This is a genomic window from Nocardioides ginkgobilobae, from assembly GCF_054781275.1.
On sequence record NZ_BAAGUS010000011.1, the window covers coordinates 30,701 to 56,921 of the forward strand.

The following is a 26,221-nucleotide window of genomic DNA, read 5'->3' on the forward strand; positions in this document are numbered from 1 at the left end:
GGCCAGCAGGCCGTGCGGTGGGTGCGGGACGGGGCTGGGGCTGGGGCTGCACGGTCAGGCCCACCAGGCGCAGCCGGCCAGCACCACCAGCACGCCGAGCTCAGCCATGCCGATCCGGCCGGGTCGCAACGAGGGGTCCCGCAGCAGGTGGGCGCGCAGGGCTGCGAGCGCGGCCGGCACGAGCGGCCACGGGGTCCCCGTGAGGGCGAGCCCGGCCGCTGCGGCCAGGCAGGCCAGCGAGAACCACCGCGAGGCCCGGGCGAAGCCGGGTCGGCGGCGCTCGCGGATCAGCGACTTCACGTGCAGCGTCGAGCCGACCAGCGCCAGCGCGCAGACGGCGGTGAGCAGCCCGACGGTGCTGTCGGCCGCCGACCAGGGCGGCAGCGTCCCGCCGGCGCTCCCGACAGCGACCAGCACCGGGACCATGAGGGTGCACTGGGCGATGAGCACCAGGTCGTTGCCGAGCGCACGCTCGCGCCGGGCCCGGGCGTAGGTCAGCGAGACGGCGTACCCGAGGCCGAGGAGCACACCGACCCAGACCAGCCAGGGGCGCCAGGCCACCGAGGTGGCCGCAGCCACGCTGGCGAGCGGCACCCACAGCCGCAGCGCCCGGTCGAAGCGCTGCGGGCGCGGGGCGGTGAGCCGACCGGTGAGCGCCCAGGCTGCGGGGTACGCCGCCACCCAGGCCAGGACCACGGGCACCAGCGCCGGGTGCCACGACAGGACGGGCGCGGCCAGGGACACCGGGAGCGCCAGGAACGCCCACGCCCCGTGCTGGTCGGGCACGAGCGGCCCCGGCCGGGGCGGGCGCGACGGTGCGGCTCGCCCCGGGCGGTCGGGGTGGACGGTCGTCGACATCGGCTCTCCCCACGTCTCGTCCCGGCCGCGTCCATGCCGCGAGCCGGTCGCGCCCAGCGTCGTACGTCGCGGGCGTGAGGGGCAGGGGCACGAGTCCCGGCGGATCCGGGTCCTAGGTCCCGTGTGTGGCTGGGGGCTGGGTGACAGGGTGGAGGACGGGCCGGGAGCGCTACAGCACCAAGGAGGTCGGGATGTCGCAGGGGTACGCCGCACGCGAGGGTCACAGCAGGCCGGAGACCGGCCCGCCCGGCGGCCTGGTATCGGTGCTGGAGCGCTGGGAGGCCGCCGGCGGGCACTGGGAGGTGCTCGAGCTGCGTGAGGACTGGATCGAGGTGGCGCTCGTGAGCTGCGACGGGGAGCAGATGAGCCGGGCCAGCAGCCCGCGCACCTCGGTGCTGCGCTCCTACCTCGACGACCGGGGGGTCAGCACCGACTGACCCGGCCCGGTCCCGGTCGGCGCGTCCGGTCGGGCGTCCACGTGCGCCGTCGTCCCGCGGGCCTCGACCACCGCCGGTCTACCCTCCCGTCGTGGCCACCCTCGACGCGCCCCTGACCCTGCCCAGCGGACTGGTGCTGCCGCACCGCATCGCCAAGGCGCCGATGACCGAGAACCTCGCCGACGCCGACAACCAGCCCACGCCGGCCCTGGAGCAGCTCTACCGCCGGTGGGCCGCGGGTGCCGCCGGTGGTCTGCTCGTCACCGGCAACCTCATGGTCGACCGGCGCTTCCTGGAGCGCAGCCGCAACGTCGTGGCCGACGAGCACCTCGACGTCGCGCGGTTGGCCCGGGTCCGCGAGGCCGCCGCCGGCAGCCCGGTCATCGCCCAGCTCAACCACCCGGGGCGCCAGACCAACCGCTTCGTGGCCTCGCGGCCGGTGGCGCCCAGCGCCGAGGCGGGGGCGGTGAAGATGATGGGGCTCTTCGCCAAGCCGCGCGCCCTCACCGACGCCGAGGTCGAGGCCATCGTCGCGGCCTTCGGTGCCGCCGCCCGCCGGTGCGAGGAGGCCGGGCTGGACGGCGTGCAGGTGCACGCGGCGCACGGCTACCTGCTGGCTCAGTTCCTCTCGCCGTACGTCAACCGGCGCACCGACCGCTGGGGCGGCGACCTCGCTGGTCGCTCTCGTGCCCTGGTGGAGTCGGTGCGCGCTGTGCGCGCGGCCACCGGCGACGGGTTCACGGTGTCGGTGAAGCTCAACTCCTCGGACTTCCGCCACGGCGGCTTCACCGAGGACGACGCCGAGCAGGTCGTGCGGCTGCTGGTCGAGGAGGGTGTCGACCTGATCGAGATCTCCGGCGGCACCTACGAGAACCCGGCACTCTTCGGGGAGGTCGAGGGGCTCGGTGGCGACGACGCCGCCGGCGCCGGGAGCCACAAGGAGGCCTACTTCGCCGGCTTCGCCCGCCGGGTCCGCGAGAGCGCCGGCTCGGTGGCGCTGATGCTCACCGGAGGCATCCGCACCCGCGAGGCGATGCAGGCGCTCCTCGCCGACGGCGGTGTCGACCTGGTCGGCCTCGGTCGCCCGCTGGCGATCGAGCCCGACCTCACCGCGCGCCTGCTCGCCGGCGAGCCCGGTCGTCCGCTCCCGCGCTACACGCTGCCGACCGTCGCCGGCCTGGCGGGGGAGTCGGAGTGGTACGAGACGCAGATCGCCCGGATGGGCCGCGGCCTGGAGCCCGACCCCGGGCTGCGGGCGATCAGCGCCGCGTCGCGCTTCGTCTCCGGCGAGGCCGTGCGCGGCATCGGCGGGCGACGCCGTCGGGCCCGGATGGTCGCCTCGGCCGGGCGCTCCTAGGCGCCGGGGACGATCCGCAGGTCGCGCACCGCGCCGTCGCCCAGGGCGGCCAGCGCCTCCTGGTAGGCCGCGGAGTCGTGGCAGGCCACGGCGGTGGCGACGTCGGCGAACTCGATGACCACGCAGCGCTCCGCGCGTCCGGCCTCGTACGTCGCCTCGGGCAGGCCCCGGGCCAGGAACCGTCCCCCGGCCGAGATGATCGCGGGGCCGGCGAGCTCGGCGTACGCACGCAGCTTCGCCTCGTCGGTGATCTCGAGGTAGCTGCTGACCCAGTAGGCACTCATGGGGCCATCCTGCCCGGCCCGGGGGAACCTGGGCGTCAGCGGGCAGGCTGCGGCAGCAGGCCGAGCACGCCGTCGACGGTCTGGTCGAGCAGGTCGGTGGCGCCGTCGGCGGTGCCCTCGACGAGCGAGGTGACAGGGGCGAGCGCCTCACCGGTGGCTCCGTCCACGACCGCGACGACCGTGGCGACGACGGGGTCGAGGAGCGAGGAGGTCAGGCCGGGCTGGTCGCCCGGAGGGACGGGCGGCGGCCCGGGCGGGGGAGTCGCCGGACCCTGGGGGCCACTCGGGTCGGTGCCGTCGGAGGCGCCGGGGCCGCCGTCGGTCGCGGGCGCCGGGAGCGGGGCGATGGGGGCACCGGCACCGGCCACGGGCTGGGCCGGAGCGGGCGTCGTCGGGTCGTCGGGGTCGCTCTCGGGTGCGGTGCCCGAGACCGGTGACGGGTCGTCCGGGGCGAGGAAGGGCAGGACCCCACCCAGCGGCCCCACCCCGACCTGCACGGCGAGCACGGCCGCCACGCCGCCGAGCGCGATCGCGGCGGCACCGGCGAGGGCGGCGACGGGGCGTCGGCGCACGGGCACCGGTACCGCGAAACGGGTGGGCGGTGCCTCCTCCGGGTCGAGGAGGGGAGCGGCTGCGGTTGCTGCGACGTCGAGCGTGGCGACGGCCTCCTCGGCAGCGGCGCGGAGCAGCCCGGCCACCGGGGTGCCGTCGGCGGCTGCGGCCAGCAGCACGAGCCGCACCCGGTGACGGGGGGTCGGGCCGGGGGTGGCCAGCACGTCGGCGTACCCCAGCAGGCGGCGGGGCGCCCGCCCGGGCTCCGCGACGACCCCGGACCACGCGGGTCGGGTGCTCGCGAGCCAGGCGCCGGCGCGCTGGGTGCCGTCGGCGACACCGGGGGCCAGGGCGGCGAGGGCGTGGTCCTCGCGCACGCACTCCTCCAGCAGGCGCGCCACCAGTCCCCGGTCGGCGGGCAGGGGCGGTTCCACCTGCCAGTCGCCGTCGGCTGCGGGGGTGCCGGGGTGGTCGGCAGGGGAGGTGGCGCTCATGCTCGCTCTTCGTCGCGCGTGGGTCCGTCGGTGGACGGACACCCCATGATGCCTGGTCGCGCAGGGGGTGCGTGGGAGGTTGGCCGCATGCGCGAGATCAGGCCGGGTGACGGTGGGCACGTGGTGGTCGTCGACGGGCACCTGCAGTCCCACGTCGACCTGGACGACCCGCGACGCCTCGTCTTCGACTACGTCCGCCGCCTCGGCGACCTGGTCGACGTGCTCGCACCCGAGGGCACCCCGCTGCGGGTCGTCCACGTCGGCGGCGCCGGCATGACCCTGGCCCGCTACGTCGCCGCCACCCGACCGCGCTCCTCCCAGGTCGTGCTCGAGCCGGACGAGGAGCTCACCGAGCTGGTGCGCCGCGAGCTGCCGCTGCCCCCGCGCAGCGGCATCAAGGTCCGCCCGGTCGACGGCCGCACCGGGCTGCCGGCCCTGCCCGATGCCCGCGCGGACCTCCTCGTCCTCGACGCGTACGACGGTGGCCGGGTGCCGCCGGAGCTGCTGAGCGCCCCGGCGCTGGCCGAGGTGGCGCGGGTGCTGGCCCCGACCGGGTCGGCGCTGTTCAACGTCGCCGACCAGGCCCCGTTCCCGCTGGTGCGCACGGCGGTGGCCGGGCTGCGCCCGGTGCTGCCGCACGTGGCCGCGGGGATGGAGCCCGCCACCAGGCGGGCCCGGCGGCCCGGGAACGTGCTGCTGCTGGCCAGCCGGCGACCGCTCCCGGTGGCGGCCTGGCGCAGCCGCTCGAGCACCGGCGCGGCGCCGTACCGGGTGCTGGACGCCGACGGAGTCTCGGCGTCCTTCGGCGGGGGGACTCCCCTCGAGGACCCGGACACGGCATGCTGAGCCGAGTGAAGACGACGAACCGACGCCTGACCCGACCCGCCGCGCTCCTGGGAGCCGGCCTGCTCACCGCCTCCCTCGCACTCACCGGCTGCAGCGGAGGCGACGATGTCGAGGCCTACTGCGACACCCTGTCCACCGCGAAGGAGGACATCGACGCGCTCGAGGCGGGCGACCCCGGTGCCTTCAGCACCGCCTTCGAGGCGTTCGAGACGCTCTCGGAGGAGGCCCCCGAGGAGGTCGCCGACGAGTGGGCCACCATGAACGAGGGTGTCCAGCAGATCGAGGACGCCTTCGCCGACGCCGGCCTGGAGCTCAACGAGCTCGGCGACGTCATGACCGGGGAGATCCCCGAGGGCGTCGACATGGAGAAGCTCGAGCAGCTGGACACCACGCTCGAGGAGCTCGACAGCCCGGAGTTCAACGAGGCCTCCGACGCCATCTCCGAGCACGCCGAGCAGGAGTGCGACATCACGCTGGGCGAGTAGCCCGGCTGCGGGGGCGGTGGGCGGTGCCCTGCCGCCCCCTACACTGGGCGGGCGTCGGCCACCGGTCGGCGCCCGCACCCCCCTGACGCAAAGGACCCAGAGCTCCGCTGATGGACGGCTCCCAAAGTCGCCCGCTCTCCCCGCCCCCCGCCCCTCGATCTGCCCGTCGCGGCGCTGAGGTGGCACCGGCGAGGGGAGAGCGACCATGACCCCCCTCCTGCTCCTGCTCGTCGCGCTGCTCCTCGTGGTGGCGTGCGGCATCTTCGTGGCCGCGGAGTTCTCGCTCGTGGCCGTCGACCGCAACAAGGTCGACCAGCTCGTCGCCGAGGGCGACCAGGGTGCGCTCGGTGTCCAGCGGGCGCTGCGCTCGCTGTCGACCCAGCTCTCCGGCGCCCAGGTCGGCATCACGGTGACCAACCTCGGCATCGGGTTCCTCGCCGAGCCCGCGATCTCCGAGCTGCTGCGCGACCCGCTGACCGCCGCAGGCGTGCCCGACGGTGCGGTCTCCCCGGTCGGGCTGGCGCTCGCCCTGGTGATCAGCACCATCCTGACCATCCTCTTCGGCGAGCTGGTGCCCAAGAACTTCGCCATCGCCGTGCCGCTGGCCACCGCGCGGGCCACGCAGGGCCCGATGCGCTTCTTCACCGCGGTCAACACCTACCCGATCCGCCTCCTCAACGGCTCCGCGAACAAGATCGTGCGCCGCCTGGGCATCGAGCCCCAGGAGGAGCTGCGCTCGGCGCGGAGCTCCTCCGAGCTCGCCTCGCTGATCGCGCGCTCGGCCGACGAGGGCACCCTGGACGCCGACACCGCCGAGCTGATGGAGCGCTCGGTGGAGTTCGGCACCCGCACCGCGGGCGAGATCATGACCCCGCGCGTGCGCACGCTCTCGCTGGAGCTCAACGACCGGGCCCAGGCGGTCATCGACCTGACCCGCTCCAGCGGCCACTCGCGCTTCCCGGTCCTCGACGAGGACGACAACGTCGCCGGCACCGTCCACGTCAAGCACGCGGTGGCGCTGCCGCTGCACGAGCGCGCCACCACCAAGGTCAAGCACCTCATGGTCAAGCCGATCGTGGTGCCGGACTCCCTGCGTCTGGACCCGCTACTGGCGCTGCTGCGCGAGGACGGCTTCCAGATGGCCGTCGTGCTCGACGAGTACGGCGGGCACGCCGGCATCGTGACCCTCGAGGACGTGATCGAGGAGATCGTCGGCGACATCGCCGACGAGCACGACCGGCTCGGCGCCCGGGGCCGGCAGCGCCTCGACGGCAGCTGGACGCTGTCGGGGATGCTGCGACCCGACGAGGTCGAGGACCTCACCGGCATCGAGCTGCCCGAGGACGAGGCCTACGACACCGTCGGCGGGCTCGTGATGCGCGCGCTCGGCAAGGTCCCGGAGAGCGGCGACGTCGCCGAGGTCCCGGTGCCCGACCGCAGCGACCCCGAGGAGGTCCGCGAGCAGCTGGCCAGCCTCACCGTCGAGCACATGGACGGCCTGCGCGTCGACCGCGTCTCGCTGCGCCTGCTCGGTCCCGCCTCGACGGGGGGTGGGCGCGATGAGTGACCTCACCGCCCTGCTCGTCGCCGTCCTGCTGCTGGCGGCCAACGCCTTCTTCGTGGGGGCGGAGTTCGCGCTCGTCTCCGCCCGGCGCTCCCAGATCGAGCCGCTGGCCCAGTCGGGCTCCCGGATCGCCCGCACCACGCTGACGGCGATGGAGAACGTCTCCCTCATGATGGCCGGCGCGCAGCTGGGCATCACGATCTGCTCGGTGGGTCTCGGTGCCGTCGGCGAGCCTGCCGTGGCGCACCTGCTCGAGCCCCTCTTCGAGCGGGCCGGGGTCAGCGAGTCGCTGCTGCACCCGGTCGCCTTCGTCGTCGCGCTGACCATCGTGGTCTTCCTGCACGTGGTGCTGGGGGAGATGGTGCCCAAGAACATCGCCATCGCCGGCCCCGACCGGGCCGCCCTCGTGCTCGGCCCGCCGCTGCTGGCGGTCGTCACCGTGCTGCGCCCGCTCATCGTCTCGCTCAACGCGATCGCCAACCGCACGCTGCGGCTGCTGGGCGTGGAGCCCAAGGACGAGCTGTCCTCGGCGTACACCCGTGAGGAGGTCGCGGCGCTGGTCGAGGAGTCGCGCGGCGAGGGCCTGCTGCAGGACGACGAGTACGACCGTCTCGCCGGTGCGCTCGGGTTCACCGAGAAGACCGTCGACGCGGTGCTGCTCGAGGCCGGGTCGCTCACCACCGTCACCCGCGGCTCCAGCGCCGCGGACGTCGAGGCGCTGTGCGCGGCGACGGGCTTCAGCCGCTTCCCGGTCGCCTCCGACACCGGCGAGCTGGTCGGCTACCTCCACATCAAGGACGTGCTGGAGCCCGACGAGGAGCGACGGCTGCGCCCGGTCGAGGACAAGTGGGTGCGTCCGTTCGCACCGGTCTCGCCCGGCGACCTGCTCCACGACGTGCTCGAGCAGCTGCAGCGCCGGGGTGCCCACATGGCCCGCGTCGTGCGGCCCGACGGGGTGACGGTCGGGCTGGCCACCCTCGAGGACGTCATCGAGGAGCTGGTCGGCGAGATCCGCGACGCCGCGCACCACGACGAGCCGACCGACGCACCTGCGCCGACCGGGCCCGCCGCGCAGTCCGCGTCGGGTCCCATGCCCTAGGGTCCGGGGCGTGACGGAGAGCGCGGCGCGGCAGGCGGACGCCGGGGTGTGGACCCTGCCCAACCTGCTCAGCGCCGTCCGGCTCGCGCTCATCCCGGTCTTCCTGTGGCTGGTGCTCGGACCGGAGGCCGACGGCTGGGCCCTGGGCCTGCTCGTGGTCTCCGGTGTCACCGACTGGCTCGACGGGTGGCTGGCGCGTCGCTGGGGCCAGACCTCGGTGCTGGGCCAGGTGCTCGACCCGGTGGCCGACCGGCTCTACATCCTGGCCGTGGTCGTCGGCCTCGCCCTGCGCGAGGTCATCCCGTGGTGGCTCGCGGTCTCGCTGCCGCTGCGCGACGCCCTCATGTGGCTGCTGGTCCCGCTGCTGCGCACCCGCGGCTACAGCGCCCTGCCAGTCCACTTCCTCGGCAAGGCCGCGACCTTCAACCTGCTCTACGCCTTCCCGCTGCTGCTGCTCGGTGACGGGGAGGGCGTGGTGGCCGACCTCGCGCAGGTCTTCGGCTGGGCCTTCGCCATCTGGGGCGTCGGCCTCTACTGGTGGGCCGGGGTGCTCTACGCCTGGCAGGTGCGCAAGCTGCTCATGACCACGCCGCGCCGCGCGCGCCAGTCCGGTACGGCGGCCTGAGCCGTGCCGGGCAGCGACCGGCCCCCCGCAGGGCCCGCGACGCGGCAGCAGCGCGCCCCCGGCACGGTGGACGACGCGCGCAGCCGCGCGGCCACCCCGTTGCTGGACCTGCTGACCCAGCAGTCCCTGGACGAGGACTACGTCCACGTGGCCCGGCGTCGGGCCGCCGCGGGGGAGGAACCGCCGCGTGGCGCCCGGGCCCACCGCACCGCGGCCGTCGTGGTCGCCGTGTTCGGCGTGCTCGTCGCCACCGCAGCCGTGCAGACGGCCCGGGGCGCCGACGAGGCGCAGTCCAGCCGCGTGGTGCTGGTCGAGCGCGTCGTCGAGCGCCGCGACACCGTCACCGCCCTCCAGGACCGGATCCAGGAGCTGCGCGGCGAGGTCGAGGACGGCGAGCAGCTGCTGGCCACCGTCACCGGCAACCGGCTGACCGCCGAGGGACGGCTGCGGCGGCTCCAGGTCCGCACCGGCTTCATCGGCGTGCGCGGGGAGGGCGCGCGGGTCACGATCACCGACGCCCCCGCGGGTGGTGAGCTGATCCGCGACACCGACCTGCAGCTGCTGGTCAACGGGCTGTGGCAGGCCGGCGCGGAGGCCATCAGCATCAACGGCCAGCGCCTCACGGTCCGCACCGCGATCGAGAACTCCGGCACCGTCGTCAACGTGAACAGCCAGCCGCTGCGATCCCCCTACGTGCTCTCGGTGGTCGGCAACCGGCGTACCCTCCAGGCAGACCTGCTGGCCAGCCCGAGCGGCCTGGCGGTCGCAGACCTGGTCACCCGCTTCGGGTTCGGCTTCGAGATGGTCCCCGTCGAGGAGCTGGTCCTGCCGGCGGCCGCGCCCCGGACGCTGCGCCACGCCGAGCTGCTCGTGCAGGGCAGCCCCCGAGACCCCGAGGGAGACACCCCGTGATCGCCGCACTGGGCCTGCTCGTCGGGATCGTGCTGGGGCTGGTGCTCCAGCCCGACGTGCCGCTGTCCCTCGAGCCCTACCTGCCGATCGCGGTGGTCGCCGCGCTCGACGCGGTCTTCGGCGGGCTGCGTGCCTACCTCGACGGGATCTTCGACGACAAGGTCTTCGTCGTCTCCTTCGTCTCCAACGTCGTGATCGCCTCGGCCATCGTGTGGCTGGGCGACCAGCTCGGCGTCGGCGGCCAGCTCTCGACCGGCGTCATCGTCGTGCTCGGCATCCGGATCTTCTCCAACGTCGCCGCGATCAGACGGCACCTGTTCCATGCCTGAGCCGACGACGCCGACGAGCCCGGGCCCCGGGTCGGGCCAGGACCCGGTGCCCGCGGAGGAGACCGGGCGTGCGCGCCTGCGCCGGGCGCTGCTGCGGCCCTCCCGCAGCCAGGTCGTCGTCGCGGTCCTGCTGGCGGTCGTGGCCTTCGCCGCCATCGTGCAGGTGCAGACCGTCGAGGACGACGACACCTACGCCGGCTACCGGGAGCAGGACCTGGTCAACGTCCTGTCCGGCCTGGCCGGCGCCTCGCGCCGCGCGCGCGCCGAGATCACCCGGCTCGAGACCGCCCGCGACGAGCTGGTCTCCGACACCGACGCCGAACGGGTCGCGCTGGAGCAGGCGACCAGCGAGGCCGACAGCCTGAGCATCCTGGCCGGCCTGGTGCCCGTGACCGGCCCGGGCATCCGGATCACCATCACCGAGGTGACCGGCCGGGTCCGCGCCGACACGATGCTCAACATGGTCCAGGGCCTGCGGATCGCCTCGGCCGAGGCGATGCAGATCAACGGCACCGTCCGGGTCGTCGCGCAGACCTCCTTCACCGACGCCGAGGGCGGTCTCGTGGTCGACGGGCAGCAGCTGGCAGCGCCGTACGTCGTGGACGTGATCGGCGACCCTGTCGCGCTCAGCGGGGCCATGTCGTTCCCCGGCGACGGCCCCCGCCTGGACCTGCAGGACGACGGTGCCGAGGTGGAGGTCGTCACGCTGCCCTCCCTCGACATCGAGTCGGTGCGCGAGCCCGTCGAGCCGGAGTTCGCCCAGCCCGCGGACCCGCAGTAGCCCCCGTCGCAGTAGCCTCACCCGACCTGCCTGACCCGCCGGACAGCCCGACCTGGAGGAGACACCTTGTACCCCGACGACCTGCAGTACACCGCGGAGCACGAGTGGGTCCGCACCCCGGGCGAGCACGAGGGCGCGGTGCGCATCGGCATCACCCACTACGCCCAGGACGCCCTCGGCGACATCGTCTACGTCTCCCTGCCGGAGGTGGGGGAGAGCGTCACCGCCGGCAGCACCTGCGGCGAGCTGGAGTCGACCAAGTCGGTCTCCGACGTCTACGCGCCGGTCACCGGTGAGGTCGTGGCCCGCAACGAGGCGCTCGACGCGACCCCCGAGCTCGTCAACGACGACCCGTACGGCGGCGGCTGGCTCTTCGAGGTCGTCCCCGCCGGCGAGGTGGGTGAGGGGCTCATGGACGCGGCGGCCTACCAGGCCTCCCTCGAGGGCTGAACCCACCTGTCGACCAGCCCTCGCCCCACCCGAGCGGGTTCCCCGGTCCGGGGTTGCCCGACCCTCCATCACTGGTAGGTTCGGCGGAACCCTCACTCTCCACCCGGCGGTGAGGGTTCCGCGACCGGATCGTCCAGCGCAGCACGAGGAGACCCCGATGCCGTTCTGCACCGCCTGTGGCCGGCAGAACCCCGACGACGCCCGCTTCTGCTCCCAGTGCGGGACCCGGCTCGTCACCGCCGACCCCGCCCCCGAGGCCTCGCGCGGTGAGACCACCGCGACGATCTCGATCGCGGCCGGCGACGCGCGGGTGGAGACCTCGGACCGCCAGCTCAACCCGGTCGACGCCGCCGCCGTGGACGCGCTCCCGGTGGGCCACGCCCTGCTGGTGGTGCAGCGCGGGCCCGGGTCGGGCAACCGCTTCCTGCTCGACACCGACACGGTGACGGCGGGTCGCCATCCCGACAGCGAGATCTTCCTCGACGACGTGACCGTCTCGCGCCGGCACGCGGAGTTCAAGCGCGACGGCTCGACCTTCACCGTCTCCGACGTGGGCAGCCTCAACGGCACCTACGTCAACCGCGACCGGATCGACACCGTGCAGCTCAAGGACGGCGACGAGGTGCAGGTCGGCAAGTACCGCCTCGTCTTCTTCTCCGGCCACGAGGTCCAGGGCTGAGCGTGGTGACCGGCTCGACCGCCCCGCTCGGGTCGAGCACTGCCCGGATGAACATCGGGCAGGTGCTCGAGCAGCTGCGCCCCGACTTCCCGGGCGTCACCATCCCGAAGATCCGCTTCCTCGAGGACAAGGGGCTGATCAAGCCCGAGCGCACGCCCGCGGGCTACCGCAAGTTCTCCGATGCCGACGTGGCGCGGCTGCGCTACGTGCTGCGGATGCAGCGCGACCACTACCTCCCTCTCAAGGTCATCGGGGAGCACCTCGACGCGATCGACCGCGGCCTGGAGCCGCCGCCGATCGAGCCGGTCGTGCCGACGGTGCCCACGGTGGCGCTCGCTGCCGACGGCACGCCGAGCCCGGAGTCCTTCCGGCGCACCGACGACCTGAGGCTCTCGCGCAAGGAGCTCCTCAAGGTCGCCGAGGTCGGCGAGGAGCTGCTCGCGCAGCTGGAGCAGTTCGGCCTCGTGGGTCCGCGCCCGGGCACCGGGCACTACGACACCGACGCCCTGGTGGTCGTGCGCACCGCCCGCGAACTGGCCGACTACGGCATCGAGCCACGCCACCTGCGCGCCTACAAGGCCGCCGCCGACCGCGAGGTCGGCCTGGTCCAGCAGGCCGTCGCGCCGCTGCAGCGCAGCCGCGACGCCGCCGCGAGCGCCCGGGTGGCCGAGGCCGCCTCGGAGATCGCCGCCCTGTCGGTGCGGCTGCACGCGACGCTGGTCAAGTCCGGCCTGTCGCGCTGATCGAGGTCACGGCCCGTCCCCGCCGTACGTCGTGGACGTGCGCGTAGGGTGGTGCCATGCGCGAGGTCGACGTCATGGGAGTCAGGGTCGAGATGCCCTCGAACCAGCCGATCGTGCTCCTGCGCGAGGTGGCCGGTGACCGGTACCTCCCGATCTGGATCGGTGCCGTGGAGGCCACGGCCATCGCCTTCGCCCAGCAGGGCGTGACCCCGCCGCGGCCGCTGACCCACGACCTGCTCAAGGACGTGCTCGAGGCCACCGGCAACACCCTCGACGAGGTGCGGATCACCGACGTGCGCGACGGCGTCTTCTTCGCCACCCTCGTGCTCGCCTCGGGCACCGAGGTCTCCGCGCGCCCCTCCGACTCCATCGCCCTGGCGCTGCGCACCGGCTCCCGGATCGTCTGCGCCGAGGAGGTCCTCGACGAGGCCGGCCTGGCCGTGCCGGCGGAGCAGGAGGACGAGGTCGAGAAGTTCCGCGAGTTCCTCGACCACGTCACCCCCGAGGACTTCGAGGCCCCCTCCGACTGACCCGAGTGCCGCCCAGCCGCCCCGTTCTTCCGGAAGGACCGGGCGGCTCGGCGAGAAAGTCTCAGGCTCAGGTTGAGGGTTCGACACGCCGGTGAGTTCTTTGACCGGGGTGCTGGCACCGCCTACCTTGAACTGTCTTCGTTGTAACTCCACCGCCGTGGTTCACCCCGGACCGTCGGCACCTTCCCCGGAGCTACGCCCAACGGAGTAGACCCCCGGAGGACCGCGTGAACGAGCACGAGCAGGAACTGCGCGACAGCGTCGACGTGGAACGTGCGGCCGAGGCCGCCGACGAGCAGGGACTGCTCTTCACCGACGACGTCTCGCCCCTGCCGAGCGACCTCGGCTACCGCGGCCCCACCGCGTGCAACGCCGCCGGCATCACCTACCGCCAGCTCGACTACTGGGCCCGCACCGGCCTGGTCGAGCCGACCGTGCGCGGCGCCAAGGGATCGGGCTCGCAGCGGCTCTACTCCTTCCGCGACATCCTGATCCTCAAGGTCGTCAAGCGGCTGCTGGACGCCGGCATCTCGCTTCAGCAGATCCGCACCGCCGTCTCGCACCTGCGCGAGCGCGGCACCGACGACCTGACCCGCGTGACCCTCATGAGCGACGGCGCCTCGGTCTACGAGTGCACCTCCAACGACGAGGTCATCGACCTGCTCCAGGGCGGCCAGGGCGTCTTCGGCATCGCGATCGGCGGTGTCTGGCGTGAGATCGAGGGCACCCTCGCCGAGCTGCCCTCCGAGCGCACCAGCGAGGACGCGGCCGCCGAGCCCAGCGCCAACGACGAGCTGGCCGCGCGTCGGGCAGCCCGCTCCGCCGGCTGAGCCTGCCCACCACCGGACCACACGGTCCGGCCCCCGCACCTCCGACACCGATCCCGTGCCGCCCGGCGGCACGGGATCGCTGCGTCCCGGGCCTGCGCCACTGGTAGATTCACCGCAGCTGACCATCCCGCGCGGGAGAGTCCTCCTGCTGCCCGTCGGGCAGGGGGCGCCGAAGGGGCAATTCCTCCCCGGAACCTCTCAGGCACCCGGACCGCGCAGGACAGGCGACTCTGGAGCGCGTGCGTGACAGAGGGGGAGGGAACCCGGACGCCCATCCCCAGGAGCCCTTCACCCATGAGCGCAGCCTTCGCCGACCGCCACATCGGCCCCCGTCCCGCTGAGGTCGAGGCGATGCTCGCCGCGGTCGGCTTCGACTCCCTCGAGGCGCTGATGAGCGCCGCGGTCCCGGGCGGCATCCGCTCCGCGGCCGCGCTCTCGCTGCCCGAGGCGGCCACCGAGACCCAGGTCGCCCGTGAGCTGCGCGACCTCGCGGCGCGCAACCGCCCCGCCGAGCCGATGATCGGCCTGGGCTACCACGGCACCACGACGCCGCCGGTCATCCGCCGCAACGTGCTGGAGGACCCGGCCTGGTACACCGCCTACACGCCGTACCAGCCGGAGATCTCGCAGGGCCGGCTCGAGGCTCTCATCAACTTCCAGACCGTCATCGGCGACCTCACCGGTCTGCCGACCGCCAACGCCTCGCTGCTCGACGAGGGCACCGCCGCGGCCGAGGCGATGACGCTCGTGCGCCGCGCACTCCCCAGGATCAGGGGGGGCAAGGCCGACGCGCCCTTCGTCGTGGACGCCGACGCGCTGCCGCAGACCATCGAGGTCGTGCGCACCCGGGCCGAGGCGATGGGGATCGAGGTCGTCGTGGCCGACGTCTCCGCCGGGCTGCCCGACGGGCTGGAGCAGGTCTGCGGCGTGCTGGTGCAGTACCCGGCCGCCTCCGGCGAGGTCCGCGACCCGCGTCCGGCGATCGAGGCCGCGCACGAGCGCGGCGGACTGGCCGTGCTGGCCTGCGACCTACTGGCGCTCACGGTCCTGGAGTCGCCCGGCACGCTCGGCGCCGACGTCGCCGTCGGCTCCTCGCAGCGCTTCGGCGTCCCGCTGTTCCACGGCGGCCCGCACGCCGGGTTCATGTCGGTGTCCGAGGGACTGGAGCGGCACCTGCCGGGTCGCCTGGTCGGCGTCTCGATCGACGCCGAGGGCCGCCCGGCGTACCGGCTGGCGCTGCAGACCCGCGAGCAGCACATCCGCCGCGACAAGGCGACCTCCAACATCTGCACCGCGCAGGTGCTGCTCGCCGTCGTCGCCGGGATGTACGCCGTCCACCACGGTCCCGAGGGGCTGCGCGCCATCGCGCAGCAGACCCACGGGCTCGCGGTGCGCGCGGCCGCCGCGCTGCGCGCGGCCGGGCTGGAGGTGCCCACCGGCGCCTTCTTCGACACCATCCGGGTCTCGGTGCCGGGCCGCGCAGACGAGGTCGTGGTCGCGGCCCGCCAGCAGGGGCTGCAGGTGCTGCGCGTCGACGAAGACACCGTGGGGCTGTCCTTCTCGGAGGTGAGCACCGAGGAGACGCTGGTCGCGGTGCTGAGCGCCTTCGGGGTCACGGACCCGGCAGCGGGCGCCGACGAGGTGGCCGACGCACTGCCGGCCGCGCTGGTACGCACGACCGACTACCTCAGCCACGAGACCTTCCACGCCTACCGCTCCGAGACCCAGATGCTGCGCTACCTGCGCCGGCTCTCCGGGCGCGACTACGCGCTGGACCGCGGGATGATCCCGCTGGGCTCGTGCACGATGAAGCTCAACGCCACCGTGGAGATGGAGCCGGTGAGCCTGCCCGGCTTCGCCGACCTGCACCCCTTCGTCCCGGCCGAGGACGCCGAGGGCTACCACGAGCTGGTCTCGACCCTGGAGGGCTGGCTGGCCGAGGTCACCGGCTACGACCGGGTCTCGATCCAGCCCAACGCCGGGTCCCAGGGCGAGCTCGCGGGGCTGCTGGCGATCCGCGGCTACCACCGCGGCAACGGCGACACCCAGCGCGACGTGTGCCTGATCCCCGGGTCCGCGCACGGCACCAACGCCGCCTCGGCGGTCATGGCCGGCATGCGCGTGGTCGTGGTGAGGTCCAACGAGGACGGCTCGGTCGACCTCGACGACCTGCGCACCCGCTGCGAGGAGCACGCGGACACCCTCGCCGCGATCATGGTGACCTACCCCTCGACCCACGGCGCCTACGAGGAGGGGATCACCGAGCTGTGCAAGATCGTGCACGACCACGGTGGCCAGGTCTACGTCGACGGCGCCAACCTCAACGCCCTCGTCGGGTGGGCCCGTCCCGGTGAGTTCGGCGGGGACGTCTCGCACCTCAACCTGCACAAGACCTTCTGCATCCCGCACGGCGGCGGCGGCCCCGGGGTCGGTCCGGTGGCGGTGCGCGAGCACCTCGCGCCGTACCTGCCGACGCACGGCATGCACCCGGACCCGGCGCGGCGCGAGGGCATCGGCCCGATCTCCGCGGCGCCCTACGGCTCGGCCGGCATCCTGCCGATCTCGTGGGCCTACGTGCGGCTGATGGGGGCCGAGGGGCTGATCCGCGCGACCGCGACGGCGGTGCTGGCCGCCAACTACGTCGCCGTGCGGCTCGGCGAGCACTTCCCGGTGCTCTACCGCGGGCACAACGGTCTGGTGGCCCACGAGTGCATCCTCGACGTCCGCGAGATCACCAAGGACACCGGCGTCACCGTCGACGACGTCGCCAAGCGGCTGGTCGACTACGGCTTCCACGCCCCGACCATGTCCTTCCCGGTGGCCGGCACGCTCATGGTCGAGCCGACCGAGTCCGAGGACCTGGCCGAGATCGACCGGTTCTGCGACGCGATGATCGCCATCAAGGGCGAGATCGACCGGGTGGCGGCGGGGGAGTGGACCCCGGAGGACTCGCCGCTGCGGCGCGCTCCCCACACCTCGCGTGCGCTCGTGGGCGAGTGGGACCGGCCCTACTCCCGCGAGCTCGGCGTCTTCCCGACCGGCATCGACCCGGACAAGTACTGGCCGCCGGTCGCCCGGATCGACCAGGCCTACGGCGACCGCAACCTGCAGTGCTCGTGCCCGCCGCTGGAGGCGTTCGCCGAGTAGCGCACGACGCCGGACGGGCCCGTCCCCACGATCGCGGGGACGGGCCCGTCCTGCGTACTGCCGCTGCTGCCCGGCCGATCAGGCGATCGGTGTCTTGGTGACCGTGAGGTCGTAGCGGAACGCGTTGTCGCAGTCGAGGTCGGCGTTGCGCTTCTTCCAGGTGAGGACGAGGTCGGCCGCGAGCGGCGTGTGCACGCCGTCGACGACGATGTGCTGACCGGCGTCCTCGCGCTCCTCGTGGACCTCGACGGGCTCGCCGTCGCGGACGACCTGACCGGCGAGGACGACCCGCCTGCCGTCCATCCGGCCCTCCTGCTGGAGCTCGCCGCGACGGACCATCCGGCCCTCCGGGTTGGTGATCCAGAACGACTCGGCGTCCTCGGCCCCGACGGCGACGAGGAGCTCGTTGCCGTAGGTGCGGTTCTCGTAGACCGACACCGTGACCGGCTGGTCCCTCCAGGTGCCGGCGCACTCGATGAGGACGCCCTTCTCCTGGGTGGTCTCGCTGGTCGGCTCGGTGGGCTCGCTGGTGGGCGTACCGGTCGGAGTCGGGGTCGGGTCGCCCGGCTCCGAGGCGGTCGCCGTCGCCCCGGTGGGCAGGGCCAGGGCGAGCCCGGTCACCGCGGTGGCGGTCAGACCGAGGATCGCGCCGAGGGTGCCTCGCGTGCGGCGGATGGTGGTGCTGCTGGACATGGTGGGTCTCTCCCGTGCTGGCGGTGCCGGGATCGCCGGCGCCTGGTGTGCTGTCACGGGGGATACGCCCCACCCGGGGGTCCGGTTGCACGGTCCCGAGGTGGTCTGGACCAGCGGGTGGGGTGCGGCTACTGCGCCTGGGAGACGCTGGACATGTTGAAGTCCGGCACCCGCAGCGCTGGGGTGGCGGTGCGGTTGAAGTAGTCGTCGCCCCACTCGCGGCTGAAGCTCGGCACGGTCGCGCCCGCGTGGCTGAAGCGCCGCAGCAGGTCGACCGGGCTCTCGTTCCACCGGAAGTTGTTGACCAGCCCGGTGATCTCGCCGCCCTCGACCAGGTAGACCCCGTCGCGGGTCAGCCCGGTCAGCAGCAGCGACTGCGGGTCGACCTCGCGGATGTACCACAGGCAGGTCACCAGCAGCCCGCGCTCGGTGCCGCGCACGAGGTCCATCACGTCCCCGGAACCGCCCTCGACCTCGAGCACCAGGTTGTCGACGTACGGCGTCAGCGGCTGGCCGGTCATCGCGGCGGTCTGTCGGGTCTGGATCAGCGAGGTCAGCTCGCCGTCGCGGATCCAGTCGGTGGGGCCCAGCTCGAGCCCGTTGTCGAAGACCGAGCGCTCGTCGTCGGAGGAGCCGGTCACCGCGAAGGGCGCGGACTCCAGGCCGGGGTACGCCGGGTCGGAGTGCAGTCGCACGCCCGGCGCGGCGATCCGTTCGCCGATCCGGGTGCCCCCGCCGCGGCGGGAGTAGACCGACTGGCCCTCGTGCGCGGCACGGGCGCCGGCGTACCAGTAGGCGTCGATCATCAGGTCGGCCACCGAGGTGGGCGGCAGGATCGTGTCGTAGCGGCCAGCCGGCAGGTCGACGCGGCGCGCGCCCCAGCCGAGCCGCTGCTCGAGCTCGGCCTCGAGGGCCAGGGCGTCGACGTCGGCGAAGTCGCGGGTCGCGCCGCCGACCCAGGCGGACTGGGTGAGGGCGGCGTCCTTGCCGGTGCAGGCGTAGTGACCGGTCGGCTGGACGTGGCGCAGCCGCAGCCCCGTGGTCGAGCCGAGGTAGGTGGTGCTGACCCGGTGCTCGACGAAGCCGTAGAGCACCCGACCAGCCGCACCGGCGCGGCCGAAGGCCTCACCCAGGGCGGGCGCGAAGGTGTCGAAGACGTGGATGTCGGTGGCGGCGGGGGGTTCGTCCCAGTCGGGGCTGACCCGGTCGCGGACCAGGTCGGCCGCGTCCTCGGCGGGGGAGCCGGCCCGGGCTGCGGCGTCCGCGGCGCGGACCAGCTCGGTCACCTGGGCCTGCGTGGCCGCGCTGCCGGAGACCGTGCCGACGCTGGTGCCCTCGGGCCCGCGCACGAAGCTGATGACCGCGACATCGACGCCGTGCATGACGCCGTTGGTGGTCAGGGTGTTGTTGGCCCAGCGGAGGTTGGCGTCGGTGCCGTTGGTGACCACGACCATGCAGTCGTCGGCGGTCGTGGCGTGCAGGCCCTGCTCGACCAGGCTCTGGGGGGAGATGGTCACTGGCCGACTCATTGGCTGCCCTCCTGGGTCGTGTTGAGGATGCGCACGCCACGGAAGAGCGCGGTGGGGCAGCCGTGGCTGACTGCCGCGACCTGGCCCGGCTGGGCCTTGCCGCAGTTGAAGGCACCACCCAGCTCCCACGTCTGCGGGCCGCCGACGGCCTCCATCGAGCCCCAGAAGTCGGTCGTGGTCGCCTGGTAGGCGACGTCGCGGACCTGGCCGGCGAGCTCGCCGTCGCGGATGGCGAAGAAGCGCTGCCCGGTGAACTGGAAGTTGAAGCGCTGCATGTCGATCGACCACGACTTGTCGCCGACGACGTACAGCCCGCGCTCGACCCGGCCGATGAGCTCCTCGGTGCCGGGCCCGTCGGGGGCCGGCTGCAGCGAGACGTTGGCCATCCGCTGGATCGGGATGTGGCCGGAGGAGTCGGCGTAGGCGCAGCCGTTGGAGCGGCCCTCGGGGTGCTCGGGGCCGGCCAGCTCGGGCTTCATCGCGCCCATCGGCCGGTCGAGCTGGTAGCCCACGAGCACGCCGTCCTTGACGATGTCCCACGCCTGGGTCTGCACGCCCTCGTCGTCGTAGCCGACCGTGGCCAGGCCGTGCTCCACGGTGCGGTCGCCGGTCACGTTCATCACCGGCGAGCCGTACTGCAGGGTGCCGAGCTTGTCGTAGGTCGCGAAGGACGTGCCGGCGTAGTTGGCCTCGTAGCCCAGGGCACGGTCCAGCTCCGTGGCGTGGCCGATGGACTCGTGGATGGTCAGCCACAGGTTGGAGGGGTGGATGACCAGGTCGTAGGTGCCGGCCTCGACGCTGGGCGCCTTGAGCTTCTCGGCGAGCAGCTCGGGCACCTCCTCGATCTCGGCGTCCCAGTCCCAGGCGCCGTCGGCGGCACTGCCCGCGACGTACTCCCACCCGCGGCCGACCGGCGGGGCGATCGAGGCCATCGAGTCGAAGGTGTCGGCGCCGGTGCCCATCGCCTCGAAGCCGGGCTGCATCCGCACCCGCTGCTGGGTCGTGCGGGTGCCGGCGGTGTCGGCGTAGTACTTGTTCTCCTGCACGGCCATGACGAAGGCGGTCGCGTGGTCGACAGCCGCGCCGGTGCGCAGCCGGTCGGTCCAGCCGGTGAGGACGGCGGCCTTCTCGGCGGTCGGGACGTCGAACGGGTTGACCGCGTAGGAGGAGACCCAGGTGACGTCGTCGTACGTCGGCTCGGGGGCGATCCGCACGGGCGTGGTCGTCATCGCGGCGGCGACCTCGGCGACCGAGACCGCGGCCTCGGCGACCCGGCGCGCCTCCTCGGGGGTCAGCACCACGCCGGAGGCGAAGCCCCAGGCACCGCGGTGCACCACGCGCACGGCGAACCCGAGGTCCTCGACGTCGCTGGCGGACTGCAGCACCCCGTCGCGGGCCCGCAGGTGCTGGGAGCGCACCCGCTCGAAGCGGAAGTCGGCATGGGTCACGCCCAGCTCCACGGCCCGGGCGAGGGATACCTCGCCGAGGTGGCGGAACGGGAGCGCGAGGAACGAGGGATCGACCTCGGGTCGGCTCATGGGCGGCAACCTACACGCGCGACTACACGCCGTGGCGCAGGACGACCGTCGAGCCGGAGCGTCCCTTGGCCACGTGCAGCTGGACCGGGATGCGGTCCCGCATGTCGGCGACGTGGCTGACCACGCCGACCACCCGGCCGCCCTCGCGCAGGGAGTCGAGGGTGTCCATGACGTCCTCGAGCGTGTCGGCGTCGAGCGAGCCGAAGCCCTCGTCGACGAACAGCGTGTCGAGCTCGGTGCCGCCGGCCTCCTGGCTGATCACGTCGGCCAGGCCGAGGGCGAGGGCCAGCGAGACCACGAAGGTCTCGCCGCCGGAGAGCGTGACGGGGTCGCGGCTCTCCCCGGACCAGTCGTCGCGCACGCGCAGGCTCAGGCCGCCGCGGGTCTCACCGGCGCCGCGGCGCCCGGTGTGCTCGAGGGCGTAGCGGCGGTCGGTCATGCCCGCGAGCCGCTCGTTGGCCGCGGCCACCACCTGGGAGAGCCGCCAGGCCAGGACGTACGCCGAGAGCCGCATCTGCAGGCTGTTGTCGGACGAGCGCCCCTCGACGAACGCGGCGAGCTGGGAGACCAGCACCAGCCGCTCGCGGAGCGGCTGCCAGGCCTCCAGCGTGCGCTCGAGCTCGCCCAGCAGGGCGGTGAGCCGCCCGGTGCGCTCCGTGAGGCCGGTCGCGGCCGCGCGGGTGCGGCTCAGGGCGGTGAGCGCGTCGGCATGGGTGCGCTCCAGGGAGGCGAGGTCGGCCGGGACCGTCGCATCCTCGGTGTGCTCCGGCTGGTCGTCGGCGAGGACCTCGGTCACGGCCGCGAGCCGGGTGCGGTGGTGCTGCACCGCCTCCTCGAGGCGCGCCAGGTCGGGGTTGGGCAGGACGGCCTCGAGCGCGTCGTCGAGGGCGGAGAACCCGGCCCGAGCGAGCACGTCCACGAGCTGGGCCTCGGCGCCGGCAAGAGCCTCGTCCGCGGCGGCGCGCGCCACCAGCACGGCGACCAGGTCGCGCACGGCGCGCTGCCGCTCGGCCAGCGCGGTCTCGAGCGCAGGCAGGTCCGGGTGCCCCTCGGCGTACGCCGCGTCGAGGTCGACGTCGAGGGCACCGGCGACCTGCGAGCGGGCCGGCGAGGGCTCGGCGGCGAGCAGGAGGTCGAGGAGGTCGGGCTCCTCGGCATCAGGTGGGTCGGTCGGCCGTGCCTCCTCGACGAGGTCGACGACCTCGGTGCCGTCGTCGGCGAGCGCCCGGAGGGCGGCGAGGGCGGTCTCGCGGAGCTCGGAGTCCAGCCGCGCGACCTCGCCCTCGGCGGCGCGGTGCTGCTCGCGGGCCTCGGAGAGGGCGGCCCGGGCGTGCTCGAGGGTCTGGCCGTGCTCGGCCAGCTGCTGCTCGAGCCGGTCGAGCGCCTCGGCGGCCGCGGTGACCGCGTCGCGGGCGCGGCCGGCCTCGGTGACGAGCTCGTCGAGGACCGCCAGCTGCTCGGTGGCGTCGGCCGGGTCCACGCCGTCGGCCCGCTCCAGCAGGAGCGTGCGTCGGGTCTCGAGGTCGCGGACGTCCATGGCCCGCAGGTGCTCGGCGGACTTGTCGTCGTCGAGGCGCCGCTGCGCGTCCCGCTCGCGGGCGGCGTCGGGGTCGCCCGGCGCGGCCTGGGCCTTGGCCGGGTGCTCGGCCGAGCCGCAGACCGGGCAGCACGCCCCGACGGCCAGCGACCCGGCGAGCTCGGCGGCCATCGACTCGATCCGGGCCTCGCGGACGGCCAGGAGGTGCTCGTGCGAGGTGGCGGCGCGCTCGCGGGCCTCCAGGTGGGCCAGCCGGGCCACCTCCAGGTCGCGCTCGACGCGGCGCACCTCGAGCGCCGCGTCGCGCCGCTCGAGCAGGGCCGTGCGCGCGGCCTGGTGGACCGGCAGGGTGGCCGCGGCCTCGCGCAGGGTCGAGAGGCGCTCGCGGGCGCTGGTGATGCGGTCGGGGAGACCGGCGCCGGTGGCCTCGCAGTCGGCGAGCCGCTCCTCGGCAGCGGTGCACGCGGCCGACAGCGCGGGGAGCCGGGCCTCGGTGCGCTGCAGGAGCGTCAACCGGGGGAGGGCGGCTCGCACGGACCCCAGCGCGCTGCCGAGGGAGTCCTCGAGGCGGGCGAGGGCACCCGTCGAGGCCGAGCGGAGGGCCGGCACCGGGGCGAGCGGCCCCTCGTGCAGGGTCGCGGCCCGTCGCGCCCACCGCTGGACCTCGTGCCGTGCCTCGTCGCGGCGAGCGGCCGCGACCCCGACCGGTGCGGCGCGGCGGGCGGCGTCCAGCGACGCCACGTCGTCGGCGTGCTGCTCGGCGCGCTCGAGCAACCGGGCGTGCTCGGCGGCGGCGGCTGCGCGACGGCGGTGCCGCTCCTCGGCGGCCCGGGCGACGGCGAGCTGCTCGCGGGCCTGCTCCTCGGCGTGGGCCGCAGCGGCGACCTGCTCGGTCGTGCTCGCGAGCGAGGCGGCGACGTCGGCGCGGGCGTCGCTCGCCCAGGGCAGGAGCTGCGCGGCCCACTCGTCGGGCCCGGGTGCGGGGAGGCCCGCGGTCTCGCTGACCCGGCTGGCGAGGTCGGCCAGCTGCTCCTCGACCTGGGTGGACTCCTGGCGCAGGGCGCGGCGCCGCTCCTTGAGCCAGGCCTCGACGTCCTCGAAGCGGCCGGTGCGGAAGAGCTGCTGCAGAAGGGCGTGCCGCTCCTCGGAGCGGGCGCGCAGGAACGCCTGGAACTGCCCCTGCGGCAGCATCGCCACCTGGGTGAACTGGGTGCGGGTCATGCCCAGCAGGTCGCCCACGAGCTGCCCGGCCTCGTCGAGCCGGGTCGAAAGCGTGCGCCACTCGGGGCCGTCGGGGGTGCCGACGCGCTCGGAGACGACGACCGAGGCCTGCTCGGTCGTCCAGCCGGTGCCCTTCTTCTTGGGCCGGTCCCACGACGGCGACCGGACGAGCCGCAACCGGCGGCCGCCGACGCTCAGCTCCAGCTCGACCCGAGGGCGTACGCCGGGTGCCGCGTGGTCCGAGCGCAGGCTCTTGGCCTTGCCCCGGTCACCGGGCACGTCGCCGTACAGCGCGAAGCAGATGGCGTCGAGGATGCTGGTCTTGCCGGCGCCCGTGGCGCCGGTGAGCAGGAACAGGCCGCCCTCGGAGAGCCGGTCCAGGTCGACCTCGACGGTGCCGGCGAAGGGACCGAAGGCGGTGACCTCCAGCTGGTGCAGCCTCACCCGGCCTCCACCCGGCGCTCGGAGCGGAGCTCGGCGGCGAGGTCGTCGTCCTCGCAGCAGGCGTCGACGGCTTCGCGGAGCAGGGCGGTCTCGGCCTCGGAGGGACCCCGGCCCCGGAGGGTCGTGACGAAGTCGGTGACCACGTCGAGGTCGGTGCGCCCGGTCGTGCGGGCGGCGGGCAGCCCGCCCACCACGGGGAGCGCCGCCTCGAAGCCCAGCACCAGGGTGTGCGGGAAGCGTCGACGCAGGCGCTCCATGGCCTGCGCGGGGCGCTCGGTGTCGGTGAGGGTGACCTGGAGCCAGGAGTCCTCGTGCTCGGTGTGCCGGGGGTCGCCCAGCAGCTCCTCCAGGGTGCCCCGCAGGCGTGCCAGCCGGCGGGGCACCGGGGCCTCGACCAGCTCGACGTGCACCCCGCCCCTGGCGTCGAGGTCGACCAGCCAGGAGCCCTTGAGGTGGTCGGCTTCGGAGAAGGAGTAGGCCAGGGGGGAGCCGGAGTAGCGCACGTGCTCGGCCAGGACGTGGCGACCGTGCAGGTGGCCCAGCGCGACGTAGTCGATGCCGTCGAAGGTGGGCAGCGGGACCAGGGAGACCCCGCCGACGGAGATGTCGCGCTCGGAGTCGCTGGCCATGTCCCGCTGCTCGTCGGGGCGGCCGGTGCCGCCGACGAAGGCGTGCGCCAGCACCACCGAGCGGGTGCCGGGGCGCCCCGCGAGGTCGGCGCGGACCCGCCGCATGGCCTCGCCCAGCGCCGCCTCGTGGGAGCGCTCGGCCAGGCCCCACGGCTCGCGGACCGCCTCGGGGTCGAGGTAGGGCAGGCCGTGGAAGGCCACGGGGCCGTGCTCGTCCTCGAGCAGCACCGGGGTGCCGACGCCGGCCGGGTCGGTGCGCAGGTGGACGCCGGCGGCGTCGATCAGCCGGGAGCTGAACCCGAGGCGTCGTGCGGAGTCGTGGTTGCCGCTGGTGACCACCACGCGGGCCCGGGAGGCGGCCAGTCGGGAGAGCGTCTCGTCGGCCAGCGCGACCGCGTCGACCGGCGGCAGCGCACGGTCGTAGACGTCGCCGGCGACCAGCACGACGTCGACCTGCTCGGACTCCACGACCTCGAGCAGGTGGTCGACGAAGCCCGCCTGGTGCGCCAGCATCCCCTCGCGGTGGAAGGACCGGCCCAGGTGCCAGTCGGAGGTGTGCAGCAGGCGCATGGGACGACCGTAGGAGGGGCCACCGACATCGGGGTGGACCCACGCCGACCACCCCCCGGGCAGGATGTCCGGGTGCGAGTGGACGAGCCGGTGGTGGTGGTCGGAGCCGGGATCTCGGGGGTCGCGTGCGCGCGGGTCCTGACCGAGGCCGGGGTGCCGGTCGAGCTGGTCGACCGCGGGCGCCGGCCCGGCGGCCGGATGGCCTCGCGCCGCCACGAGGGCCGCCCCGCCGACATCGGCGCCTCCTACTTCACCGTCTCCGACCCCGCGTTCGAGGAGGTCGTGCGGCGGTGGGAGCAGGCCGACCTGGCGCGCCCCTGGACCGACACCTTCGGGGTCGTCTCCGCCGCGGGCGAGCGCTCCACCACCAGTGGCCCCGTGCGGTGGGGCACCACCGGCGGCATCCGCTCCCTGGTCGAGGCCCTCGCCGTGGACCTGCCGATCACCCACGCCCACGAGGTCGGCGAGGGCGCGGTCTCCCTGCGCGACGGCACGCCGACCCTCGAGGACCGCCCCGTCCGGGCCGTCGTGCTCGCCATGCCGGACCCGCAGGCGGCGCGACTGGTCGACCCCCCGGCGCACCCGGACGCGGTGGCGGGGCTGACGACGGCGTACGAGGCGGTGCTGGCGCTGACCGCAGTGTTCGACGAGCGGTGCTGGGAGGAGCTGCCCGACGGGCTGTTCGTCAACGACGACCCGGTGCTGTCGTGGATCGCCGACGACGGGCGGCGCCGCTGCGACGGCGGACCCGTGCTCGTCGCCCACTCCACCGACGCCCACGCCCGCCCGCACCTCGCCGACCCGCCGGCCGGTGGGCCAGCGATGCTCGCCGTCCTGAGGGAGTACGCCGGCACCGACCGCGACCCCGTGCACAGTGCCGTCCACCGCTGGACCTTCGCCAAGCCCGCGCACGGTCGCCCCGAGACCTTCCTGCTCACGGACACCGGCGTGGGCGCCTGCGGGGACTCCTGGTCGGAGAAGCCGCGGGTCGAGGGCGCCTGGCTCTCGGGCACCGCGCTCGGGCAGGAGCTGGTGCGCCGGTTCGGCTGAGCGTGAGT

At 74.4% G+C, this 26,221-nt stretch carries 25 protein-coding genes and 1 riboswitch; of the genes, 17 read left to right on the forward strand and 8 right to left on the reverse strand.

The features are described 5' to 3' along the window. Positions 1-54 precede the first annotated feature (54 nt). Positions 55-786, reverse strand: a complete 732-nt coding sequence (locus ACYVID_RS11570; RefSeq protein WP_460737143.1) for a YwiC-like family protein — start codon at positions 784-786, stop codon at positions 55-57. A gap of 263 nt (positions 787-1,049) precedes the next feature. Here ACYVID_RS11570 and ACYVID_RS11575 point away from each other — a divergent pair, with 263 nt between their 5' ends. Together ACYVID_RS11575 and ACYVID_RS11580 are read left to right on the forward strand one after the other, a co-directional pair. Then, positions 1,050-1,295 (forward strand): hypothetical protein, encoded by a 246-nt coding sequence (locus ACYVID_RS11575; RefSeq protein WP_460737145.1) that lies wholly within the window; start codon positions 1,050-1,052, stop codon positions 1,293-1,295. A gap of 91 nt (positions 1,296-1,386) precedes the next feature. Further along, positions 1,387-2,652: an oxidoreductase gene (locus ACYVID_RS11580; RefSeq protein ID WP_460737147.1), complete on the forward strand. Its 1,266-nt coding sequence runs from the start codon at positions 1,387-1,389 to the stop codon at positions 2,650-2,652. Here the strand turns inward: ACYVID_RS11580 and ACYVID_RS11585 are convergent. Beyond that, positions 2,649-2,936, reverse strand: coding sequence for a DUF1330 domain-containing protein (locus ACYVID_RS11585; RefSeq protein ID WP_460737149.1), 288 nt, complete (start codon positions 2,934-2,936; stop codon positions 2,649-2,651). The two genes, ACYVID_RS11580 and ACYVID_RS11585, sit on opposite strands and share 4 nt — an antisense overlap. A gap of 35 nt (positions 2,937-2,971) precedes the next feature. Then, on the reverse strand, positions 2,972-3,982 hold the full coding sequence (locus ACYVID_RS11590; RefSeq protein ID WP_460737151.1) for a hypothetical protein: 1,011 nt from the start codon (positions 3,980-3,982) through the stop codon (positions 2,972-2,974). Between the two features lie 87 nt (positions 3,983-4,069). Here ACYVID_RS11590 and ACYVID_RS11595 point away from each other — a divergent pair, with 87 nt between their 5' ends. From ACYVID_RS11595 to gcvP, 14 genes are all read left to right on the forward strand, one after another. Continuing rightward, positions 4,070-4,828: a spermidine synthase gene (locus ACYVID_RS11595; protein WP_460737153.1), complete on the forward strand. Its 759-nt coding sequence runs from the start codon at positions 4,070-4,072 to the stop codon at positions 4,826-4,828. A gap of 5 nt (positions 4,829-4,833) precedes the next feature. Further along, the gene (locus ACYVID_RS11600) at positions 4,834-5,313 is read left to right on the forward strand and encodes a hypothetical protein (protein WP_460737155.1); all 480 of its coding nucleotides are present in this window, start codon (positions 4,834-4,836) and stop codon (positions 5,311-5,313) included. A gap of 205 nt (positions 5,314-5,518) precedes the next feature. Beyond that, a complete protein-coding gene (locus ACYVID_RS11605) occupies positions 5,519-6,880 on the forward strand; it encodes a hemolysin family protein (protein WP_460737156.1) in 1,362 nt (453 codons plus the stop codon). After that, entirely contained in the window at positions 6,873-7,976 is a 1,104-nt protein-coding gene (locus ACYVID_RS11610) for a hemolysin family protein (protein WP_460737158.1), read from the forward strand. Before ACYVID_RS11605 ends, ACYVID_RS11610 begins: the two co-directional genes overlap by 8 nt. A gap of 10 nt (positions 7,977-7,986) precedes the next feature. Then, on the forward strand, positions 7,987-8,601 hold the full coding sequence (locus ACYVID_RS11615; protein WP_460737160.1) for a CDP-alcohol phosphatidyltransferase family protein: 615 nt from the start codon (positions 7,987-7,989) through the stop codon (positions 8,599-8,601). Positions 8,602-8,604: 3 nt separating this feature from the next. After that, positions 8,605-9,513 carry a DUF881 domain-containing protein gene (locus ACYVID_RS11620; RefSeq protein WP_460737164.1) on the forward strand — a complete coding sequence of 303 codons (909 nt, stop codon included), beginning with the start codon at positions 8,605-8,607 and terminating at the stop codon, positions 9,511-9,513. After that, entirely contained in the window at positions 9,510-9,842 is a 333-nt protein-coding gene (locus ACYVID_RS11625) for a small basic family protein (protein WP_460737166.1), read from the forward strand. The genes ACYVID_RS11620 and ACYVID_RS11625 overlap by 4 nt, the downstream gene beginning before the upstream one ends. After that, positions 9,835-10,623 carry a DUF881 domain-containing protein gene (locus ACYVID_RS11630; protein WP_460737168.1) on the forward strand — a complete coding sequence of 263 codons (789 nt, stop codon included), beginning with the start codon at positions 9,835-9,837 and terminating at the stop codon, positions 10,621-10,623. Before ACYVID_RS11625 ends, ACYVID_RS11630 begins: the two co-directional genes overlap by 8 nt. A gap of 66 nt (positions 10,624-10,689) precedes the next feature. Then, on the forward strand, positions 10,690-11,073 hold the full coding sequence (gene gcvH / locus ACYVID_RS11635) for a glycine cleavage system protein GcvH (RefSeq protein WP_300642756.1): 384 nt from the start codon (positions 10,690-10,692) through the stop codon (positions 11,071-11,073). 157 nt (positions 11,074-11,230) lie between these two features. Beyond that, complete coding sequence (locus ACYVID_RS11640) at positions 11,231-11,752, forward strand: FHA domain-containing protein (protein ID WP_300642754.1); 522 nt, start codon at positions 11,231-11,233, stop codon at positions 11,750-11,752. A gap of 47 nt (positions 11,753-11,799) precedes the next feature. After that, positions 11,800-12,495 (forward strand): transcriptional regulator FtsR, encoded by a 696-nt coding sequence (gene ftsR / locus ACYVID_RS11645; RefSeq protein WP_300642753.1) that lies wholly within the window; start codon positions 11,800-11,802, stop codon positions 12,493-12,495. 56 nt (positions 12,496-12,551) lie between these two features. Further along, positions 12,552-13,025: a bifunctional nuclease family protein gene (locus ACYVID_RS11650; RefSeq protein ID WP_300642751.1), complete on the forward strand. Its 474-nt coding sequence runs from the start codon at positions 12,552-12,554 to the stop codon at positions 13,023-13,025. Positions 13,026-13,252: 227 nt separating this feature from the next. Beyond that, complete coding sequence (locus tag ACYVID_RS11655; RefSeq protein ID WP_460737171.1) at positions 13,253-13,855, forward strand: MerR family transcriptional regulator; 603 nt, start codon at positions 13,253-13,255, stop codon at positions 13,853-13,855. A gap of 122 nt (positions 13,856-13,977) precedes the next feature. After that, positions 13,978-14,079, forward strand: a riboswitch (glycine riboswitch). Positions 14,080-14,149: 70 nt separating this feature from the next. After that, on the forward strand, positions 14,150-17,002 hold the full coding sequence (gene gcvP / locus ACYVID_RS11660; protein WP_460737173.1) for an aminomethyl-transferring glycine dehydrogenase: 2,853 nt from the start codon (positions 14,150-14,152) through the stop codon (positions 17,000-17,002). A 78-nt stretch (positions 17,003-17,080) separates the two neighbouring features. Here gcvP and ACYVID_RS11665 read toward each other — a convergent pair whose 3' ends face one another. From ACYVID_RS11665 to ACYVID_RS11685, 5 genes are all read right to left on the reverse strand, one after another. Beyond that, positions 17,081-17,695 carry a hypothetical protein gene (locus ACYVID_RS11665; RefSeq protein WP_460737175.1) on the reverse strand — a complete coding sequence of 205 codons (615 nt, stop codon included), beginning with the start codon at positions 17,693-17,695 and terminating at the stop codon, positions 17,081-17,083. A gap of 128 nt (positions 17,696-17,823) precedes the next feature. Then, positions 17,824-19,212: a metallopeptidase TldD-related protein gene (locus ACYVID_RS11670; protein WP_460737177.1), complete on the reverse strand. Its 1,389-nt coding sequence runs from the start codon at positions 19,210-19,212 to the stop codon at positions 17,824-17,826. Between the two features lie 8 nt (positions 19,213-19,220). After that, positions 19,221-20,762 (reverse strand): TldD/PmbA family protein, encoded by a 1,542-nt coding sequence (locus ACYVID_RS11675; protein ID WP_460737179.1) that lies wholly within the window; start codon positions 20,760-20,762, stop codon positions 19,221-19,223. A 22-nt stretch (positions 20,763-20,784) separates the two neighbouring features. Continuing rightward, positions 20,785-23,964 (reverse strand): AAA family ATPase, encoded by a 3,180-nt coding sequence (locus ACYVID_RS11680; RefSeq protein WP_460737181.1) that lies wholly within the window; start codon positions 23,962-23,964, stop codon positions 20,785-20,787. Next, the gene (locus ACYVID_RS11685; protein WP_460737183.1) at positions 23,961-25,163 is read right to left on the reverse strand and encodes an exonuclease SbcCD subunit D; all 1,203 of its coding nucleotides are present in this window, start codon (positions 25,161-25,163) and stop codon (positions 23,961-23,963) included. The genes ACYVID_RS11680 and ACYVID_RS11685 overlap by 4 nt, the downstream gene beginning before the upstream one ends. 72 nt (positions 25,164-25,235) lie before the next feature. Here ACYVID_RS11685 and ACYVID_RS11690 point away from each other — a divergent pair, with 72 nt between their 5' ends. Next, positions 25,236-26,213, forward strand: a complete 978-nt coding sequence (locus ACYVID_RS11690; protein WP_460737185.1) for an NAD(P)/FAD-dependent oxidoreductase — start codon at positions 25,236-25,238, stop codon at positions 26,211-26,213. The last annotated feature ends 8 nt before the right edge of the window (positions 26,214-26,221 follow it).

Bases quoted from the DNA above. Each gene is read 5' to 3' on its own strand.
- ACYVID_RS11685 (WP_460737183.1), bottom strand. From the start codon at position 25,163: ATGCGCCTGCTGCACACCTCCGACTGGCACCTGGGCCGGTCCTTCCAC.
- ACYVID_RS11605 (WP_460737156.1), top strand. From the start codon at position 5,519: ATGACCCCCCTCCTGCTCCTGCTCGTCGCGCTGCTCCTCGTGGTGGCG.
- ACYVID_RS11675 (WP_460737179.1), bottom strand. From the start codon at position 20,762: ATGAGCCGACCCGAGGTCGATCCCTCGTTCCTCGCGCTCCCGTTCCGC.
- ACYVID_RS11595 (WP_460737153.1), top strand. From the start codon at position 4,070: ATGCGCGAGATCAGGCCGGGTGACGGTGGGCACGTGGTGGTCGTCGAC.
- ftsR (WP_300642753.1), top strand. From the start codon at position 11,800: ATGAACATCGGGCAGGTGCTCGAGCAGCTGCGCCCCGACTTCCCGGGC.
- ACYVID_RS11610 (WP_460737158.1), top strand. From the start codon at position 6,873: ATGAGTGACCTCACCGCCCTGCTCGTCGCCGTCCTGCTGCTGGCGGCC.
- ACYVID_RS11640 (WP_300642754.1), top strand. From the start codon at position 11,231: ATGCCGTTCTGCACCGCCTGTGGCCGGCAGAACCCCGACGACGCCCGC.
- ACYVID_RS11630 (WP_460737168.1), top strand. From the start codon at position 9,835: ATGCCTGAGCCGACGACGCCGACGAGCCCGGGCCCCGGGTCGGGCCAG.
- ACYVID_RS11665 (WP_460737175.1), bottom strand. From the start codon at position 17,695: ATGTCCAGCAGCACCACCATCCGCCGCACGCGAGGCACCCTCGGCGCG.
- ACYVID_RS11585 (WP_460737149.1), bottom strand. From the start codon at position 2,936: ATGAGTGCCTACTGGGTCAGCAGCTACCTCGAGATCACCGACGAGGCG.
- ACYVID_RS11575 (WP_460737145.1), top strand. From the start codon at position 1,050: ATGTCGCAGGGGTACGCCGCACGCGAGGGTCACAGCAGGCCGGAGACC.
- gcvP (WP_460737173.1), top strand. From the start codon at position 14,150: ATGAGCGCAGCCTTCGCCGACCGCCACATCGGCCCCCGTCCCGCTGAG.
- ACYVID_RS11590 (WP_460737151.1), bottom strand. From the start codon at position 3,982: ATGAGCGCCACCTCCCCTGCCGACCACCCCGGCACCCCCGCAGCCGAC.
- ACYVID_RS11650 (WP_300642751.1), top strand. From the start codon at position 12,552: ATGCGCGAGGTCGACGTCATGGGAGTCAGGGTCGAGATGCCCTCGAAC.